Annotated in this window: 19 protein-coding genes; 16 read left to right on the top strand and 3 right to left on the bottom strand. The window is 69.9% G+C overall.

Going from position 1 to position 14,328, the window contains the following annotated elements:
* Nucleotides 1–40: 40 nt before the first annotated feature.
* Genes QM619_RS05790 through QM619_RS05805 form a run of 4 tightly spaced genes read left to right on the top strand, consistent with a single transcriptional unit; the run spans nt 41 to nt 3,000 of the window.
* Nucleotides 41–382 (top strand): DUF3499 domain-containing protein, encoded by a 342-nt coding sequence (locus tag QM619_RS05790; protein WP_415105272.1) that lies wholly within the window; start codon nt 41–43, stop codon nt 380–382.
* 58 nt (nt 383–440) lie between these two features.
* Nucleotides 441–1,802, top strand: a complete 1,362-nt coding sequence (manB, locus tag QM619_RS05795; protein WP_415105275.1) for a phosphomannomutase/phosphoglucomutase — start codon at nt 441–443, stop codon at nt 1,800–1,802.
* Nucleotides 1,795–1,980 carry a Trm112 family protein gene (locus tag QM619_RS05800; protein ID WP_298132018.1) on the top strand — a complete coding sequence of 62 codons (186 nt, stop codon included), beginning with the start codon at nt 1,795–1,797 and terminating at the stop codon, nt 1,978–1,980. The genes manB and QM619_RS05800 overlap by 8 nt, the downstream gene beginning before the upstream one ends.
* Before the next feature lie 3 nt (nt 1,981–1,983).
* Nucleotides 1,984–3,000: a hypothetical protein gene (locus QM619_RS05805; RefSeq protein ID WP_415105278.1), complete on the top strand. Its 1,017-nt coding sequence runs from the start codon at nt 1,984–1,986 to the stop codon at nt 2,998–3,000.
* A gap of 3 nt (nt 3,001–3,003) precedes the next feature.
* Here the strand turns inward: QM619_RS05805 and QM619_RS05810 are convergent, their stop codons facing one another.
* Together QM619_RS05810 and QM619_RS05815 are read right to left on the bottom strand one after the other, a co-directional pair.
* Nucleotides 3,004–3,498, bottom strand: coding sequence for a SixA phosphatase family protein (locus tag QM619_RS05810; RefSeq protein ID WP_415105280.1), 495 nt, complete (start codon nt 3,496–3,498; stop codon nt 3,004–3,006).
* Nucleotides 3,499–3,505: 7 nt separating this feature from the next.
* Entirely contained in the window at nt 3,506–3,760 is a 255-nt protein-coding gene (locus QM619_RS05815; protein ID WP_415105283.1) for a DUF3039 domain-containing protein, read from the bottom strand.
* A gap of 207 nt (nt 3,761–3,967) precedes the next feature.
* Between QM619_RS05815 and QM619_RS05820 the strand changes: the two genes are divergently transcribed.
* The 4 genes from QM619_RS05820 (at nt 3,968) to malQ (ending at nt 9,143) form a co-directional block, all read left to right on the top strand.
* Nucleotides 3,968–4,999: a chorismate-binding protein gene (locus QM619_RS05820; RefSeq protein WP_415105286.1), complete on the top strand. Its 1,032-nt coding sequence runs from the start codon at nt 3,968–3,970 to the stop codon at nt 4,997–4,999.
* 72 nt (nt 5,000–5,071) lie between these two features.
* Nucleotides 5,072–6,382, top strand: a complete 1,311-nt coding sequence (locus tag QM619_RS05825) for an MFS transporter (RefSeq protein WP_415105315.1) — start codon at nt 5,072–5,074, stop codon at nt 6,380–6,382.
* Nucleotides 6,383–6,385: 3 nt separating this feature from the next.
* Nucleotides 6,386–6,883: a MarR family winged helix-turn-helix transcriptional regulator gene (locus QM619_RS05830; RefSeq protein ID WP_415105289.1), complete on the top strand. Its 498-nt coding sequence runs from the start codon at nt 6,386–6,388 to the stop codon at nt 6,881–6,883.
* An 85-nt stretch (nt 6,884–6,968) separates the two neighbouring features.
* Nucleotides 6,969–9,143 carry a 4-alpha-glucanotransferase gene (gene malQ, locus QM619_RS05835; RefSeq protein ID WP_415105291.1) on the top strand — a complete coding sequence of 725 codons (2,175 nt, stop codon included), beginning with the start codon at nt 6,969–6,971 and terminating at the stop codon, nt 9,141–9,143.
* Between the two features lie 141 nt (nt 9,144–9,284).
* Here malQ and QM619_RS05840 read toward each other — a convergent pair whose 3' ends face one another.
* Complete coding sequence (locus QM619_RS05840; protein ID WP_415105294.1) at nt 9,285–9,674, bottom strand: VOC family protein; 390 nt, start codon at nt 9,672–9,674, stop codon at nt 9,285–9,287.
* 404 nt (nt 9,675–10,078) lie between these two features.
* Here QM619_RS05840 and rpsJ point away from each other — a divergent pair, with 404 nt between their 5' ends.
* From rpsJ to rpsC, 8 genes are all read left to right on the top strand, one after another.
* Entirely contained in the window at nt 10,079–10,390 is a 312-nt protein-coding gene (gene rpsJ / locus QM619_RS05845) for a 30S ribosomal protein S10 (RefSeq protein WP_020488540.1), read from the top strand.
* Nucleotides 10,391–10,401: 11 nt separating this feature from the next.
* Nucleotides 10,402–11,061, top strand: coding sequence for a 50S ribosomal protein L3 (gene rplC, locus QM619_RS05850; protein WP_415105297.1), 660 nt, complete (start codon nt 10,402–10,404; stop codon nt 11,059–11,061).
* Nucleotides 11,058–11,714 (top strand): 50S ribosomal protein L4, encoded by a 657-nt coding sequence (rplD, locus tag QM619_RS05855; protein WP_415105300.1) that lies wholly within the window; start codon nt 11,058–11,060, stop codon nt 11,712–11,714. The genes rplC and rplD overlap by 4 nt, the downstream gene beginning before the upstream one ends.
* On the top strand, nt 11,711–12,019 hold the full coding sequence (gene rplW, locus QM619_RS05860; protein WP_415105303.1) for a 50S ribosomal protein L23: 309 nt from the start codon (nt 11,711–11,713) through the stop codon (nt 12,017–12,019). The genes rplD and rplW overlap by 4 nt, the downstream gene beginning before the upstream one ends.
* 19 nt (nt 12,020–12,038) lie before the next feature.
* Nucleotides 12,039–12,875, top strand: a complete 837-nt coding sequence (gene rplB / locus QM619_RS05865; protein ID WP_415105306.1) for a 50S ribosomal protein L2 — start codon at nt 12,039–12,041, stop codon at nt 12,873–12,875.
* Nucleotides 12,876–12,897: 22 nt separating this feature from the next.
* Nucleotides 12,898–13,179, top strand: a complete 282-nt coding sequence (rpsS, locus tag QM619_RS05870) for a 30S ribosomal protein S19 (protein ID WP_415099364.1) — start codon at nt 12,898–12,900, stop codon at nt 13,177–13,179.
* A gap of 22 nt (nt 13,180–13,201) precedes the next feature.
* A complete protein-coding gene (gene rplV, locus QM619_RS05875) occupies nt 13,202–13,594 on the top strand; it encodes a 50S ribosomal protein L22 (protein WP_415105309.1) in 393 nt (130 codons plus the stop codon).
* Nucleotides 13,595–13,596: 2 nt separating this feature from the next.
* A partial coding sequence (gene rpsC / locus QM619_RS05880; RefSeq protein ID WP_415105312.1) for a 30S ribosomal protein S3 occupies nt 13,597–14,328 on the top strand: 732 nt, incomplete at its 3' end.

Below are 14,328 nucleotides of genomic sequence, written 5' to 3' on the forward strand. Positions count from 1 at the left end.
TTCCGCGACTATCGCCGACGGAGCGAGTAGTGTCACCCCGGTGAGGTCACGGTCGTGTTCGCGGACGGGGTGTTCGGTGCCCGCGGTAGCCACGCTCACCTATGCCTACGCCGACTCCACCGCAGTTCTCGGACCGCTCGCGCTGCGGGCTGAGCCGGGCTGCTACGACCTGTGCGCGGCGCACAGCGCTGGGCTGTCGGTGCCGCGCGGCTGGGAGGTGATCCGGTTGCCCGCCTCGGACGCCGACCCCGGTCATTCCACCGATGATCTGCTAGCCCTCGCCCAGGCCGTCCGGGTCGCCGGATCAGGCGGCGAAGTCGACTTGCCGGCGCCCGCCGTGACCCGTCGCAAGGGTCATCTGTCGGTCATCGCCGATCTGTGAGCCGTGCCGCACGGACAACCCCCGCGATCCGCAGGTACCGGGCACTAGGCTTCCAACCGTGCTCACCCCAACGATTTTCAAAGCCAACGACATTCGCGGCGTAGTCAGCGGTGACCAGCCCGAATGGGACGTCGCCGGCGCCCGTGCCGTTGGTGCCGCCTTCGTCCAGGTGCTCGGCCTCGCCGGGCGCGAGTTCGTCCTCGGACGCGACATGCGCGACACCGGACCGGCGCTGGCGGCCGCTTTCATCGACGGCGCGCTCGGCCAAGGCGCGTCCGTGATCGACATCGGCCTGGCCAGCACCGACCAGCTCTGGTTCGCGTCCGGCCTGCTCGACATGCCGGGCATCCAGCTGACCGCCTCGCACAACCCCGCCGACTACAACGGCGTCAAATTCTGCCTCGCCCAAGCCGCCCCGATCGAGCCGGAGATGCTCGTCCGGATCGCCGAACTGGCCATGGGGCCCGAGCTGGCGCCGGCGGTGCAGCCGGGCACCCGGCGCGAGCAGGACGTCCTGGTCGACTACGCGGCCCACCTGCACCACCTCGTCCCGCTGGACGGCATGCGCCGGCTCACCGTCGTCTACGACGCCGGCAACGGCATGGCCGGACACACCGCGCCCGCCGTCCTCGGCCCGCTCGACATCGAGACCATCGGCCTGTTCACCGAACTGGACGGCAGCTTCCCCAACCATCCGCCGAACCCGCTCGAACCCGAGAACCTGCTCGACGCCCAACGGGCCGTCGTGGAACACGGCGCCGACCTGGCGCTCGTCTTCGACGGCGACGCCGACCGCTGCTTCATCGTCGACGAGCGCGGCGACGTGGTCAGCCCGTCCCTGATCACCGCCCTGATCGCCCAGCAGGAACTCGCCCGCGAACCCGGCGGCACGATCGTGATCAACACCATCACCTCCCGTGCCGTCGACCGGGTCGTCGCGGACGCCGGAGGCACCCTGGTGGTCTCCAAGGTCGGCCACACCGCGGTCAAGGCGAAGATGGCGCAGCACAACGCGATCTTCGGCGGCGAACACTCCGCGCACTACTACTTCCGCGACTTTTGGGGCGCCGACACCGGCATGCTGGCCGGACTGCACGTGCTCGCCCTGCTGGCCCGCAGCGGCGGCACCATGTCCGAACTGGTCGCCGGACTGCCCGCCTACGCGGACTCGGGCGAGATCAACTCGACGGTGGCCGACGTGCCCGCCGTGCTCAGCCGGTTGGCGGACGCCTTCGCCGGCCGCGGCGACCAGAACAACGACGACGGACTGACCATCGCCGGCGACGGCTGGTGGGTCAACGTCCGGCCGTCCAACACCGAGCCGCTGCTGCGGCTCAACGTCGAAGCCGGCGACGACGCGCAGATGGCGTCCCTGCGCGACGAGGCGCTGGCCATCATCCGAGGAGGAGCAGATGCCTGATTTGACCCACGACGTGCTCGACCTGCTGGTCTGCCCGGCCTGCCACAGCACCTTCACCTGGGACTACGAGGCGTCCGAACTGGTCTGCACCGGCACCGACTGCGGCCTGGCCTACCCGCTGCGCGGCGGCATCCCGATCCTGCTGATCGACGAGGCCCGGCGGCCGACCCGCGACTGAGCCATGATCGACTTCGACGACTCCCGGCTGGAGAATCCGGACGTCCTCGCCGCCGCCGCACCGCTGCTGATGAACCTGGCGTCCTCCGGGGCGCGGGTCCGGCGCGAGGGCGCCATCGCGGAGGGACGGCTGGCCGACCTGATCGATGTGGACCGGCCCCGCGCGGTGATCGCCTACGGCCCCGAGGCCCGGCTGCTGCGGGCCGTGCTCGAACCGGTCTGCCCGGTGCCGTTCGTGGCCTGGCCAGCGCTGGGTCTGCCCGGCTGGGTCGGGCCGCTCGACGTCGTGCTGCTGATCGGACGCCGCGGCCCGGCAAGTCTGGCCGTCGCCCACGAGGCGGTCCGTCGCGGCTGCCGGCTGATCGTGGCCTGCCCGCCCGATTCGCCGCTCGCGGTGCAGGCGTCCTCGCGGGCCACCACGGTGCTGCCGGTCAGCACCGGCGACCCGCTGGCGGCGGCGGTGGTGTGCCTGATGGCGCTGAACCGGCTCGGCCTCGGCCCCTACATCAACCCCGAGGCGATCGCGTCCGCGATGGACACCGTCGCCGAACACTGCGCGGCCCGCACCGATGTGTCGGTCAACCCGGCCAAGGCGATGGCGCTCGATCTCGCGGACGCGTCCCCGCTGGTCTGGGGCGGCTCGATCCTCGCCGCCCGGGCCAGCCGGCGGATCGTGGAGGCGCTGCGGCTGGCGTCCGGACGGATCGGGCTGGCGGCGGACGCCTCCGACTTGGTCGCGCTGCTCCAACAGGCGGCACCCCGCGACCCGTTCGCCGACCCGTTCGAAGAGGTCGCCCAAGAGCGGCGTCCCGGCCTGGTGCTGATCGACGACGGCATGGACGACGCGTCCGCCGCCGAGTCACGGCTCCGGCTGCAACGGACGGCGCAGGCCGCCGACATCCGGATCACCCGGCTGGAACACACCCAGGATTCGGTGATGGAGCGCTACGCCACGGTGCTGCTCACCGGACTGTTCGGCGCCGCCTACCTGCAGATCGGGCTTGGCCGGACGGCGTCCTGAACCCTACCCGCGCGGGATCTCGAAGCGGACCACTCGGCCGCGTCCGGCGCCGACCTCGGCCCAGCCGCAGTCGAACTCCAGTACCGCCAATGCGCTGGTCGGGTAGTGCGCGGACGCCTCGTCGCGCAGCTCGGACGGCTCGGCCAGCCACTCGACCAGCGAGCTCATCGTGGGTTCGTGGCCGAGCACCATCGCGGTGCCGACGGACTCGTCGAGTTCATGCAGCAGGTCGGCGACCGATTCGGCCCAGGCGCCGTACAAGGCGTCGGTGAAGGTCACCTGGTCGGCGTGCGCGCCGGACGCCGCCGCGTTCTGCCAGGTCTGCCGGGTGCGGGTCGACGACGACGAGAGCAGAGCCCCGATCGGATATTCGGCCAAGATCCGGCCAGCGGCGCCGGCATCGCGGATGCCGCGCTCGGCCAGCGGACGGCCGTGGTCGGGGTCATTGGTGCTCCACGACGACTTGGCGTGCCGCATCACGATCAGGGTGTGGGACATCGGCGGCCTACTTGTCGTCGTCGCCGGGACGCATCGAAGCCCAGATTTCCTTGCACTCGGGGCACACCGGGAATTTGTCCGGGTTCCGGCTCGGCACCCAGACCTTGCCGCACAGCGCCACCACCGGAGTGCCCATCACCATCGCCTCGGTGAGCTTGTTCTTCGGCACGTAGTGGCTGAACCGTTCGTGGTCGCCCTCATCGATGCGCAGATCGGTGCGCTCGTCGAGGATCGTCTGCGCACCCGGAGCCAGTTCCGTCATAGCCCCACACTCTAATCGTCCGCCGCCAGCTGTTGGCACGGGCCGGAGATCCCGGCGTCCGCCGGGATTGCGTGGAGGGCTTTCCGTCCTCCCGGCCTGCTTTCCGTCACCACACCCTGTCATCCCCGCGAATGCCGGGATCTCCGTTCGGCGGTGACGTGAGGCGTCCGCTTGGGCGGTCGCCGTCGATCGTGGTGGGATGGACGGGTGGAGGCGCTCGCGGTGGTCGGCGGACGGCTGGCGACCGGTCTGCGCGACGTCAGCGCCGATCTGACCGCGTTGGACTCGTCCGGCTTCTGGGCGGTGGTGCTGCCGTTCGAGGGCGAGCCGGTGTGCGCCCGGTTCGACCAGGTCCGGCCGGCGATGCCATGGCGGGGACGGCCTTGGCAAGGTCCGCCCCGTGACGCCTGGATCACCTCCCTGGACGAGGCCGGCTTCACCGCCGGCGTCGCCGAGATCCGGCGGATCATCGCCGCCGGCGGCGTCTACCAAGTGAACCTGACCCGGCGGCTCAGCGCGCCGCTGCCGCCCGAGGCCTCGATCGCCGCCCTGGGTGCCGCGTTGGCACAGGGCAACCCGGCACCGTTCAGCGCCGTCGTACAGCTTCCCGACCAGGACATTCACCTCGCCTCGGCCTCGCCCGAGCTGTTCCTCGGACGCCGTGGCAGCACCGTCTGGTCGTCGCCGATCAAGGGCACCGCGGCCACCGCGGACGGCTTCCTGGCCAAGGATTCCGCCGAGAACGTGATGATCGTCGACCTGGTCCGCAACGACCTGGGCCGGGTCTGCGTGACCGGCTCGGTGGAGACCCCGGCCCTGCTGAGCGTCGAGGAGCATCCCGGCCTGTTCCACCTGGTCTCCACCGTGCGCGGACGCCTCCGGCCGGCCGTCGGTTGGCCCGAGCTGATCGACGCCACCTTTCCGCCCGGTTCGGTGACCGGTGCGCCCAAACTGGCCGCGCTGGAGGCGATCCGGGCACTGGAGCCGGTGCCGCGCGGGGTCTACTGCGGGGCCGTCGGCTGGGTGGACGCCGACCGTGCCGAGGGCGAGCTGAACGTCGCGATTCGCACCTTCTGGGCCGCCGACGGACGCCTCCACCTCGGCACCGGGGGCGGCATCACCTGGGATTCCGACCCGGCGGCGGAGTGGGCCGAGACGCAGCTCAAGGCGTCCAATCTGCTCGCTGTGGTGTCCGGACCCCCGGCGCGTAGCGATCCGGGCGGCGCGACGGCGTCGTAGACTCCGAGCCGTGCAGAAGGTGGCCCAGTGAGCGGGAAGACCGATCGGCGGTGGCTCACGATCGGCCTCATGATGTGCGTGATGGCGATCTCGTTCGAGTCCTACGCCGTGCTCACCGCGATGCCGGCCGCCGCCCGCGACCTCGGCAACCTTGGCCTGTACGCCTGGACGTTCACCGCCTTCGTCATCGCGATGACCTTCAGCATCGTGGCGTCCGGCCAGTTCAGCGACCGCTACGGCCCGATCCAGCCGATGGTGTGGGGGTTCGGCATCTTCGCGGTCGGCCTGGTGGTGGCCGCGGTGGCGCCGGCGATGTGGGTGCTGCTGGTCGCCCGATTCACCCAGGGCCTGGGCGCCGGCACCATGAACGTCGCGGTGATGGTGCTGATCGCCCGCGCCTACGGCGAGGCCGAACGGGCCAAGCTGATGATGTGGTTCTCCGCCTGCTGGATGCTGCCGGCCTTCGTCGGTCCGCCACTGGCCGGCTGGATCGTCCAGGTCAGCTCGTGGCATTTCGTGTTCTGGTCGGTGCTGCCGTTCATGGCCGTCGGCGGACTCCTCATGCTCCGGCCGCTGCGGCACATCGAACTCGCTCCCGAAGAGCCCCACGAACTCAAGAAGCGGCTGATGCTGCTGGCCGCCGCGGTCGCCGCCGGGTTGGCGCTGATCCAATGGGCCGGCCAGGAACTCGACCTGTGGTCGGCGTTGTGGGCGGCGCTCGGGCTGGCGGCGGTCGTCTTCGGCCTGCCGCCACTGATGCCCAAGACCATCGACTGGACCGGACGCGGCATCTCCGGCGTGGTCGGAGCCCGGTTGTTCAGCGCCGGCGCCTTCTTCGGCGCCCAATCCTTCCTGCCGCTGATGCTGACCGAGTCGCGCGAGCTGGCGGCGGTGATCACCGGCGTCACCCTGACCATCGGCTCGGTCGGCTGGATGGCCGGCGCGCTGCTGCAGTCGCAGAGCTGGCTGTCCTGGCGGCGCGACCAGATGATCATCGTCGGCGTCGTCGCGATCGCGGTGGGAGTGGCGGTGCTGGCGGTGGCGTCGTTCTTCCCGCAGTCCTGGCTGGGGCTGGTGATGATCGCCTGGATCATCGCCGGCTTCGGCATGGGCCTGCAGAACCCGAGCACCTCGCTGGCGGTGATGCAGCTCTCCGAGGACGCCGAACTGGGCCGCAACACATCCTCGCTGCAGGTCGGCGAATCGCTGGGCAGCAGCCTGTTCACCGGCCTGGCCGGCGCCTGGTTCGCCCACTTCCACCTTTCTGCCGAATCGCCGTTCACCTTCGGCGGCCTGATGACGATGATGGTGGTCGTCGGCCTGGTAGCCATCCTGATGGCCTACCGGATCGGGCCGGTGCCCAACGGCTCCACCGAGGACTGACGCATGGACGAGGTCGACCGGATCATCGCCGCCTGGCAGGCGGAGGCGCCCGGCCTGGACACCGAGCCGCTGGCCGTCCTGTCCCGGGTGAGCCGGTTGGCCCGGCATCTCGACCTGGCCCGCAAGCGCTGCTTCGCCGCGCACGGGCTGGAGGTGTGGGAGTTCGACGTGCTGGCCGCGCTGCGCCGCGAGGGCCCGCCCTACGAGCTGTCGCCGGGGGAGTTGATCCACCAGACGCTGTCCTCCAGCGGCACCATGACCAACCGGATCGACCGGCTCACCGACCGTGGCCTGGTGGAGCGCCAGGCCAACCCGGCCGACCGGCGCGGGGTTCGCGTCCGACTCACCGGTGAGGGTGCGGACGTCGTGGGTGCGGCGATGGACGACCTGGTGGCGTTCGAACGCGGCGTCCTGGAACCTCTGACGCCGTCTGTGCGGCACCAGCTGGCCACCGCGCTGCGGACGCTGCTGGTCGACTTCGAAGCCCCGGCCGGGGACTGAATTCCCGCTGTTGGTGCGGCGACGGGTGTGTTGCTGATCCGTCCCTTAGGGTGGTTGCCGTTCACCGACCCGCAAGGAACCAACGATGGCCCTGTCGAACCCGTATCTCGCCGAGCTGGCTGCCGAGTTCGGCATCGCCACCGAGTTCTGGGATTGGAAGGGACGGCTCACCGAGATCTCGGACGAGACGGTGATCGCCGTGCTGGCCGCGATGGACATCGACGCCAGCACCGCCGAGTCGGCCGAGGCCGCGGTGCACGAGCGGCGGATGCGTCCCTGGCGCCGGGCGCTGCCGGCGTGCACGGTGATGCAGCAGGGCGCGCCGCAGGAAGTGAAGGTCCACGTCCCCGACGGTGCCTGGGTGGAGGTCTGGGTCCGGCTCGAGGACGGCGGCACCCGCGACCTGCGGCAGCTGTCGAACGACCAGCCGGCCCGGATGGTCGACGACACGCTGACCGGCGAGGCCAGCTTCGAGGTGCCCGGCGACCTGCCGCCCGGCTATCACCGGATCGGCTGCCGCACCGCGGGATGGACCGCCGAGGCCAGCCTGATCGTCTCGCCGCACTTCCTCGGCTTCCCGCCGAGGATGGGCGAGAAGCGGGTCTGGGGCTATGCGACCCAGCTGTACAGCGTCCGTTCGGCCGACTCGTGGGGGATCGGCGACCTGACCGATCTGGCCGACCTGGCGACCTGGTCGGCCACCCAACAGTTCGCCTCGTACGTGCTGGTCAACCCGCTGCACGCGGCGCAGCCGATGACCCCGCTGGAGCCCTCGCCCTACCTGCCGACCTCGCGGCGCTACGTCAACCCGATCTACATCCGGCCCGAGGCGATCGCCGAGTACGCCGGCCTGGACGACCGGCAGCGCGCCAAGGTCGCCCAGCTGCGCGGCAAGCTCGCCAAGAAGCTCGCGAACGAGCCACTGATCAAGCGGGACGAGGTGTGGCGGGCCAAGCTGAAGGCGCTGCGGGCGATCTTCGACGCCGGCCTGAAGCCGACCCGGCTGATGAGCCTGAACGACTTCGTCCGCAAAGAGGGACGCCCGTTGTCGCAATTCGCCACCTGGTGCGCGCTGGTGCACGAGTACGGGATGAACTGGCGGGAGTGGCCGATCGACCTGCGCCGTCCGTCCTCGCCCGAGGTGGCGCAGTTCGCGGTCGACCATGTCGGCGAGATCGTCTTCTTCTCCTGGCTGCAGTGGGTCGCCGACGAGCAGCTGCGGGACGCCCAGTCGGCGGCCAAGGCGGCCGGCATGCGGGTCGGGATCATGAACGACCTGGCCGTCGGGGTGAGCGGGCACAGCGCCGAGGCGTGGATGCTCGGCGACACTTTCGCCCGCGGCGTCTCCGTCGGTGCGCCGCCGGACCACTTCAACCAGACCGGCCAGGACTGGGGCCAGGCCCCCTGGCGTCCGGACCGGCTGGGGGAGCTGAGCTACGCGCCGTTCCGCAACATGGTGGCCGGCATCCTGCGGCATTCCGGCGGCATCCGGGTCGACCACATCATGGGCCTGTTCCGGCTCTGGTGGGTGCCCGAGGGGATGGGTCCCACGCACGGCACCTACGTGCGCTACAACCACGAGGCGATGGTCGGCATCCTGGTGCTCGAGGCGCAGCGGGCCGGCGCGGTCGTGGTGGGGGAGGACCTCGGCGTGGTCGAGCCCTGGGTCAGGGTGTATCTGCGCGACCGCGGCATCCTGGGCACCTCGATCGCCTGGTTCGAGCGCGGCGACGACGGCCAGATCCTGCCGCCGGAATCGTGGCGCGACTACTGCATGGCCTCGGTCACCACCCACGACCTGCCGCCCACCGCCGGCTACCTGGACGCCGCCCACGTCAAGCTGCAGCACGCGCTGGGCCTGCTCACCGAAGACCTGGACGTCGAACTGGCCGGGGCCGCCCGGGAGCGCGAGGACTGGATGCGGGTGCTGCGGGACCGCGGCCTGCTCACCGGGGACGCCCCGACCACCGAAGACATCGTGCTGGCCATGCACCGGTTCCTGCTGGCCACCCCGGCCCGGATGCTGTGCGCCGCGCTGACCGACGCCGTCGGCGACCACCGCACCCAGAATCAACCCGGCACGGTCGACGAGTACCCCAACTGGCGGGTGCCGCTGTCCGGTCCCGACGGCGAACCGATGCTGTTGGAGGACGTCTTCCACTCCGAGCACGCCCTGCGCCTCTCGGCGGTGATGAACGGCTTCGTGGTCCCACCCACCGCGCACCGTTCGACGTCCGAGTTCATCATCGGCCACGACTGACCCGGGACGACTGACCGGGGACGGTTCTTCCAGGTTCGAATTTCGGACGTCGGGGGACGGTTCTTCGAGGTTCGAATTTCGCATGTCGGGGGACGGTTCTTCCAGGTTCGAATTTCGCACGCCGAACAACCGTCCTCGCGGTCACTGGGTGGGGGTCATCACCTCGACGCGGTTGCCGAAGGCGTCCCAGCAGTGGAAGCGCTGGTAGCCGGCGAAGGACGTCCGCTGCGCCCAGCTGAGCTCGAAACCGGCGGACGCGATCCGCTCGCCGAGCGTCTCCAGCGTGGCCACCGAGTCGACCAGGATCGCCGGATGGGCCATCCGCGCCGGCACGAACTGCTCGTCGGCCAGCACATGGACCTCCAGGGTGATCGCGCCGGAGGAGTCGAAGGCCCGGAACCAGCGCACCGGACGTCCGGCGAGCTCCGGCGGCGGGGTCACCTCGGTCAGCCCGACGGCGTCGCGCCAGAACGCGCGGGCGCCGTCGTCGCCACCGGTCGGCATGATCACCTGGACGTGATGGAGCTGCATCTGTTCCTCCTCGGGAGTCGATCGCGCGATCGACCACAGCTTTCAGCTTGGCCGCCTGCTTTCGGGAAATATCCCGAAGGTAGTGCACGAACCTGAAAGTAGTCCCCGATCGAGCGATCGGACGCCCCCGCCAAGCACCAGCAGCATCTGGCCCAGACCCCACCCCCAGGCACCAGCAAGGCCAGCCCGGACGTCCGACACACCCGGGATTTGAAGCCGCCGGTCGCCCTGTGACAGAATCGTCCGGTTGCTCCGCGGCGGTATGCCGTGGTGCCCCCAGGCGGATGAGTCGTCAGCCGGGCCCTACCACGAACGATTTTGCGCTCGTGTGCGGCCCTGATTGGCCCGACACGCCCGACCGCGGGGGTCGGAGCAGCAGTATCCGACGAGAAGAAGGAAAATCAGTGGCGGGACAGAAGATCCGGATCCGACTCCGGGCCTACGACCACGAGGTCATTGACTCCTCGGCGAAGAAGATCGTCGACACCGTGACCCGTACCGGCGCCAAGGTGGCGGGCCCCGTGCCCCTGCCCACCGAGAAGAACGTGTTCTGCGTGATCCGTTCTCCGCACAAGTACAAGGACAGCCGCGAGCACTTCGAGATGCGTACCCACAAGCGGCTGATCGACATCCTCGATCCCACGCCGAAGACGGTCGACTCGCTGATGCGGCTCGACCTGCCGGCCGGTGTCGACATCGAGATCAAGCTCCCCTGAGGTCGCCGAACATGACTAACGAACGCAAAGTGAAGGGCCTGCTGGGCACCAAGCTCGGCATGACCCAGACCTGGGACGCCAACAACAAGGTCGTCCCGGTCACCGTGATCCAGGCCGGGCCGTGCGTCGTCACGCAGGTCCGTTCCCCCGAGAAGGACGGCTACTCCGCCGTCCAGCTGGCCTTCGGCGCCGTCAAGCCGACCAAGGTCCCCAAGCCCGCCGCCGGCCACTTCGATGCTGCCGGGGTCACCCCGCGCAAGCACCTCGTCGAACTGCGCACCTCCGACGCCGCCGAGTACAGCCTCGGCCAAGAGTTGAACGCCGATGTCTTCGCCGCCGCCGAGGTGGTCGACGTGACCGGTGTCAGCAAGGGCAAGGGCACCGCCGGCGTGATGAAGCGGCACGGCTTCGGCGGTCTGCGGGCCTCCCACGGTGTGCACCGCAAGCACCGCTCGCCGGGTTCCATCGGCGGCTCGTCCACCCCTTCGAAGGTCTTCAAGGGCATGCGGATGGCCGGCCGGATGGGCGTCGAGAAGGTGACCGTCCAGAACCTCACGATCCATGCCGTGGACGCCGAGCGCGGGCTGATCCTGGTCAAGGGCTCCGTGCCCGGCCCCAAGGGTTCGCTCGTCGTGGTGCGCACGGCCGCCAAGAAGGGTGCCGCCGAATGAGCGAGAAGCAGACCGTCAAGGTGCTGGGCTCGGAGGCCACGGCCGACCTGCCCGGCAACTACTTCGACGTCCAGACCAATGTGCCGCTGATCCACCAGGTCGTGGTGGCCCAGCAGGCCGCCGCCCGCCAGGGCACGCATTCCACCAAGACCCGCGGTGAGGTCGCCGGTGGCGGCGCCAAGCCATGGCGCCAGAAGGGCACCGGACGCGCCCGCCAGGGTTCCCGCCGCGCCCCGCAGTGGACCGGCGGCGGCATCGTCCATGGCCCGCAACCGCGCAGCTACGCCCAGCGCACCCCGAAGAAGATGATCGCCGCCGCGCTGCGCGGTGCGCTCTCCGACCGGGCCCGCAACGGCAACGTGCATGTCGTCGAGTCGATCGTGGCCGGTGAGACGCCGTCCACCAAGGCCGCGCTGCAGGCGCTCTCAGAGGTCGCCGGCGGCAAGATCCTGGTCGTGCTGAGCCGCGACGAGGACGTGGCCTGGCTGAGCCTGCGCAACGTGGCGAGCGTGCACGCGCTGGCCGTCGACCAGCTGAACGCCTACGACGTCCTCAACAGCGACGACGTCGTGTTCACCACCGCCGCCCTGGCCGCCTTCACCGGCGCCGAAGCGGCCGAGGACGCCCAGGCCGCCGAGGAGGCAGAGAAGTGAGCGATCACAAGATCCGCGACCACCGCGACATCCTGCTCGCGCCGGTGGTCTCCGAGAAGAGCTACGGGCTGCTGGACGAGAACAAGTACACGTTCCTGGTCGCCCCGAGCGCCAACAAGACCGAGATCAAGATCGCCGTCGAGGCCGTCTTCGACGTCAAGGTCACGAACGTGAACACCATCAACCGCCAGGGCAAGAAGCGCCGCACGCGGGCCGGCTGGGGCAAGCGTCCCGACACCAAGCGGGCCATCGTGACCGTCGCCGCGGGTCAGCGGATCGACATCTTCGGCTCGGCCGGCGTCTGAGCGAGGGGAAGAGCACACCATGGCTATTCGCAAGTACAAGCCGACCACTCCGGGCCGTCGCGGCTCGAGCGTGTCCGACTTCTCCGAGGTCACCCGCTCGACGCCCGAGAAGTCCCTGGTGGTGCCGAAGCCGAAGACCGGCGGCCGGAACAACTCCGGCCGGATCACCACCCGGCACATCGGCGGCGGCCACAAGCAGGCCTACCGGCTGGTCGACTTCAAGCGCTACGACAAGGACGGGGTGCCGGCCAAGGTCGCGCACATCGAGTACGACCCGAACCGCACCGCGCGGATCGCGCTGCTGCACTACGCCGACGGCGAGAAGCGCTACATCATCGCGCCGAACGGTCTCAAGCAGGGCCATCCGGTCGAGGCCGGCGAGGGCGCTGACATCAAGCCCGGCAACAACCTGCCGCTGCGCAACATCCCGGTCGGCACCACGGTGCACGCCGTCGAGCTGCGTCCCGGCGGCGGCGCCAAGATGGGCCGCTCGGCCGGCGCCCGCATCCAGCTGGTGGCTCGCGAGGGCAAGTACGCCACGCTGCGGCTGCCCTCGGGCGAGATGCGCATGGTCGACGTCCGCTGCCGCGCCACCATCGGCGAGGTCGGCAACGCCGAGCAGTCGAACATCAACTGGGGCAAGGCCGGCCGCAACCGCTGGAAGGGCATCCGCCCGACCGTCCGCGGTGTGGTGATGAACCCGATCGACCACCCGCACGGTGGTGGCGAGGGTCGCACCTCCGGTGGCCGTCACCCGGTCAGCCCGTGGGGCAAGCCCGAGGGTCGCACCCGGGACAAGAACAAGGCGAGTTCTCGCCTGATCATCCGTCGCCGCAAGTCCGGCAAGAAGCGCTGATTGGAACAGGTGAGCTAGACACATGCCACGCAGTCTCAAGAAAGGTCCCTTCGTCGACGACCACCTCGCCAAGAAGGTGGACGCGCAGAACGCCAAGGGCACCAAGCAGGTGATCAAGACCTGGTCGCGCCGGTCGATGATCATCCCCGACATGATCGGGCACACCATCGCCGTGCACGACGGCCGCAAGCACGTGCCGGTCTTCGTCACCGAGTCGATGATCGGGCACAAGCTGGGCGAGTTCGCCCCCACCCGCACCTACCGCGGGCACATCAAGGAAGACAAGAAGTCCCGCCGCCGTTGAGCGAGCGAGAAGAGGAACTGATATGAGCAACAAGGAGAACCGGCCCAGTCGGCGTTCCCGCCTGCTCGGCGATCGTCCTGGCTCGTACGCCATCGCGCGTGGAGTCCGGATGTCGCCGACCAAGGTGCGCCGGGTGGTCGACCTGGTCCGTGGAATGCCCGTGACCGAGGCCCTGACGGTGCTGAAGTTCGCCCCGCAGGCCGCTTCCGAGCCGGTCTACAAGGTGGTGGCGTCCGCTTCGGCGAACGCGACCGCGACCGAAGACCTGCGTGCCGAAGAGCTGTACATCTCGCAGGCCTTCGTGGACGAGGGTATGACCCTGCGCCGGATCCGTCCGCGGGCCAAGGGCTCCGCCAGCCGGATCCTGAAGCGGGGCAGCCACATCACCGTCGTCGTCGAACCGAAGGAGGCCTGAGCATGGGTCAGAAGATCAACCCGAACGGCTTCCGGCTCGGCATCACCACCGACCACAAGACCCGGTGGTACGCCGACAAGGGCTACGCCGAGCATGTCGCCGAGGATGTGAAGATCCGCGCGTACCTGCACAAGACGCTGGAGCGCGCCGGCATCTCCTCGGTCGAGATCGAGCGCCGCAGCGAGCGGGTGACCATCTTCCTGTACGCCGCGCGTCCGGGCATCGTCATCGGCCGCAACGGCGCCGAGGCGGAGCGGGTCCGCAGCGAGCTGGAGAAGCTCACCGGCAAGCAGGTGCAGCTGAACATCCTCGAGGTGAAGAACCCCGAGACCGATGCGCAGCTGGTCGCCCAGGGCATCGCCGAGCAGCTCAGCGCACGGGTGGCGTTCCGCCGCGCGATGCGCAAGGCACAGCAGACCGCGATGCGCTCCGGTGCCACCGGCATCAAGATCAAGTGCTCCGGCCGCCTGGGCGGCGCCGAGATGAGCCGGTCGGAGTTCTACCGCGAGGGACGCGTGCCGCTGCACACCCTGCGCGCCGACATCGACTACGGCTTCTTCGAGGCCAAGACCACCTTCGGCCGGATCGGCGTGAAGGTGTGGATCTACAAGGGTGACCTGTCGGGCAACCGCGCCGAGCGCGCCGCCCAGCGGGCCGCTCGCGCCACCTCGGGTGGTCAGCGCCGTCCGGCCCGCGGGCCGCGTCGCGACGACCGGGGCGGCCGTCCCGAGCGC

Source organism: Micropruina sp., assembly GCF_047606665.1.
Lineage (GTDB): Bacteria > Actinomycetota > Actinomycetes > Propionibacteriales > Propionibacteriaceae > Micropruina.

What these genes read in the sequence shown, in the direction of transcription:
- QM619_RS05800 (WP_298132018.1), top strand. Translation starts at nt 1,795, where the DNA reads ATGCCTGATTTGACCCACGACGTGCTCGACCTGCTGGTCTGCCCGGCC.
- QM619_RS05805 (WP_415105278.1), top strand. Translation starts at nt 1,984, where the DNA reads ATGATCGACTTCGACGACTCCCGGCTGGAGAATCCGGACGTCCTCGCC.
- QM619_RS05810 (WP_415105280.1), bottom strand. Translation starts at nt 3,498, where the DNA reads ATGTCCCACACCCTGATCGTGATGCGGCACGCCAAGTCGTCGTGGAGC.
- QM619_RS05815 (WP_415105283.1), bottom strand. Translation starts at nt 3,760, where the DNA reads ATGACGGAACTGGCTCCGGGTGCGCAGACGATCCTCGACGAGCGCACC.
- QM619_RS05825 (WP_415105315.1), top strand. Translation starts at nt 5,072, where the DNA reads ATGTGCGTGATGGCGATCTCGTTCGAGTCCTACGCCGTGCTCACCGCG.
- QM619_RS05830 (WP_415105289.1), top strand. Translation starts at nt 6,386, where the DNA reads ATGGACGAGGTCGACCGGATCATCGCCGCCTGGCAGGCGGAGGCGCCC.
- malQ (WP_415105291.1), top strand. Translation starts at nt 6,969, where the DNA reads ATGGCCCTGTCGAACCCGTATCTCGCCGAGCTGGCTGCCGAGTTCGGC.
- QM619_RS05840 (WP_415105294.1), bottom strand. Translation starts at nt 9,674, where the DNA reads ATGCAGCTCCATCACGTCCAGGTGATCATGCCGACCGGTGGCGACGAC.
- rplC (WP_415105297.1), top strand. Translation starts at nt 10,402, where the DNA reads ATGACTAACGAACGCAAAGTGAAGGGCCTGCTGGGCACCAAGCTCGGC.
- rplD (WP_415105300.1), top strand. Translation starts at nt 11,058, where the DNA reads ATGAGCGAGAAGCAGACCGTCAAGGTGCTGGGCTCGGAGGCCACGGCC.
- rplB (WP_415105306.1), top strand. Translation starts at nt 12,039, where the DNA reads ATGGCTATTCGCAAGTACAAGCCGACCACTCCGGGCCGTCGCGGCTCG.
- rpsS (WP_415099364.1), top strand. Translation starts at nt 12,898, where the DNA reads ATGCCACGCAGTCTCAAGAAAGGTCCCTTCGTCGACGACCACCTCGCC.
- rplV (WP_415105309.1), top strand. Translation starts at nt 13,202, where the DNA reads ATGAGCAACAAGGAGAACCGGCCCAGTCGGCGTTCCCGCCTGCTCGGC.